Origin of the sequence: Motilimonas pumila, assembly GCF_003596335.1 — a bacterium.
Taxonomy (GTDB): Bacteria; Pseudomonadota; Gammaproteobacteria; order Enterobacterales; family CBDFNC01; genus Motilimonas; species Motilimonas pumila.
In genome coordinates, this window is the sequence record NZ_QZCH01000074.1 from 1 (window position 1) to 2,356 (window position 2,356).

Here is a 2,356-nt window from a genome sequence, read left to right on the forward strand (position 1 = left end):
CTGAAAGAAAATCAGCGGTCTGAAATGTGAACAGCATGAGCCTTTGTCGCACTGAAAACTATTTGATCAACAACGCCCTATGACTGCGACCCGAGTAAACTCTCTCGGATGAGCTAACGAGCGATTAAGAGAAGAGTAGCCTCTAGCCTTAAGTTGTTCTCTAATCTGTCTAAGCTTAAGCTCATGCTGACCGATACTGAAGGTTGGATTAATATCTAGAACTTTTATAGATAAACCATATTCAGAACTAAATGAAACTTCGCCCAGAAATAGCACTGAAATATTTTTTGTAAATCTTATTCCAGTTTTACTTTCGAACTTTTCAATCAAACTAGCATAATTTTTCCAGATAATAGCATTCGCTGATGAACGCTTCCCCTCCTTATTTTTATGACTGAGAGTCAAATAAACATTACCAGAAGTATGGAAGTTTATTGAATCTATATCACATGAGAACCAGTATCCTTTGGTAAATTCCGCTCTCAAGGACTCCCCGATATGGTATAATAATTCCGAAAGAGTAATGTCAGAAGCAACTTCTTTTTTATAAATCATAGGCTTCATATAATAAAAAATCCAAAAACTCTATTTAATTTCACCCATGAAATTCAATCCCTTTGTACAAAAGGTATCCAATAAAACCAAAAAATGAAATTCGAATATACCAGTCAACTCTTTGATGACTTGATTTTATTCTCTCTGCTTTTTTAACTTTTTTCCTCTCAGCTCTATTCCTAGCCTGTATCCTCTTTTTTTCCTTTTTCTCTTCTTTCTTTGCCTTATATTCTTCTAAACTAATGTCACTAGGTCTTCCAAATATTTTATTTGTGATCAAAAAACCTACAGCAAGTTCAATAATAGCCAAGCCTGCAAAAAACAGTCCAAATGCGGCAGAGGCAATGATAAAACCTAATGTAACTAATACAAGAGAAATTAGAATGTAAGGATGTTTTTCGTACGTTGAGTCTACTTTTTCTTCTCTCAAAAAAAACCAAAGGACCACACCTAGAACAACCCCGAATACTATTCTTTCTAGCATTTTCCACACCTTTACTTTTACTTCTGAGTAATATACCTTGGATAAGACTATACTTCGATAGTTAGTCTCACAAAAAGACGTTGTTAACTAAATAATTCACTGCTCGACAAAGGCTATATAGTTCATTTTCAAGACCCGAAAGCACTGTAGTGCTATAACGCCCTTTTTCAGTGAATATTGACTCGTACCTCGCTTCACTGCAATTGTAAACTTTGTCTACTCCACCTGTATTAAATTAAGACATGTCAAAATTTTGCTCACTGGCAAACTTTGATCAAAGCAATACATTAATGGTCTTACTTCTTCCGCCAACTTATGAGATAGACCAAGAGCCTAGTTTTTAACACCGATGTCACTTGCGCCGTTTGTGGGCAAGTATCTCCTCACCCAGACCTAATGAGCTGCAGTGAATTCGGCGCCAGGGATTTAGATACGCGTCCAGCCAATGATATGAGGGACTGCCTAGATTACTTTATTCAGCAATGCCCTCATTGTGGTTACAGTCACCATGATTTATCTCAAGCGATTGATGAATCAAAGTCAGTCATCCAGAGGCCAGAATACCAATCTCTATTGGTTGCACCTCACGTACCTGAGACAGCTCGCTCTTATATGGCTTCCTCATTTCTGTATGAGCAACAAAGGCAATTTGCAAAAGCTACTTGGGACATGATTTCCGCCGCTTGGATATGCGATGACGAAAAAAAAGATGACATTGCGTCATTTTGCCGCGTACAAGCCATTTCGCTGTTGAATAATGCTAATGCTTATCAGCAGTCTATTGCTGAGCAACCAAGCTTAGCACAGCTCATCAAAATAGACTTACTCAGAAGAGCGAATCTATTTGATCTAGGACTGACGGAGTTAGCACAACTCTCAGATAAGAAAATGGAGCCATTGCTCAAACAAACAGCGGCATTTCAGCTCGATCGCTGCTTAGCTCATGACAATGCAGCCTACAATTTTGCCGATGTGACGAGTACTCACTAGCAGGTCTACCCTATCCCACTGTTATTTGCCCGGTACTAGCACTCAAAAAGAACCTATGACCGGGCAAGTTAATGCGTTCACATCCCTTGGCTTCTACCTTCATACAACTAACCTGTTTTATCCCCTTTAGGGTATATTATATCTTTATACCCACCTAAGGATATTCGCTCATTTATCCCTGGTAAGGGTGTTCTGGTCAACTACAACTGGACACTTTTAGTTGAGAATTTTCAAACTCCACTGGTGATAAATCACCATTGGCTGAATGTAGTCGCTCTAGGTTGTAATACTTCATGTAAGCGGCCACATCTTGCTTCATAAATTTCC

Annotated in this window: 4 protein-coding genes; 1 reads left to right on the top strand and 3 read right to left on the bottom strand. The window is 38.7% G+C overall.

Annotated features, from left to right (window positions below; all coding sequences use genetic code 11):
* Positions 1-66 precede the first annotated feature (66 nt).
* Together D1Z90_RS20315 and D1Z90_RS20320 are read right to left on the bottom strand one after the other, a co-directional pair.
* Positions 67-564: an exodeoxyribonuclease VII large subunit gene (locus D1Z90_RS20315; RefSeq protein WP_119912598.1), complete on the bottom strand. Its 498-nt coding sequence runs from the start codon at positions 562-564 to the stop codon at positions 67-69.
* A gap of 31 nt (positions 565-595) precedes the next feature.
* On the bottom strand, positions 596-1,039 hold the full coding sequence (locus tag D1Z90_RS20320; protein ID WP_119912599.1) for a hypothetical protein: 444 nt from the start codon (positions 1,037-1,039) through the stop codon (positions 596-598).
* Between the two features lie 450 nt (positions 1,040-1,489).
* Between D1Z90_RS20320 and D1Z90_RS20325 the strand changes: the two genes are divergently transcribed.
* Entirely contained in the window at positions 1,490-2,029 is a 540-nt protein-coding gene (locus tag D1Z90_RS20325; protein WP_147378816.1) for a hypothetical protein, read from the top strand.
* 196 nt (positions 2,030-2,225) lie between these two features.
* Here D1Z90_RS20325 and D1Z90_RS20330 read toward each other — a convergent pair.
* On the bottom strand, positions 2,226-2,356 hold a 131-nt coding region (locus D1Z90_RS20330), incomplete at its 5' end, for an IS3 family transposase (protein WP_147378817.1).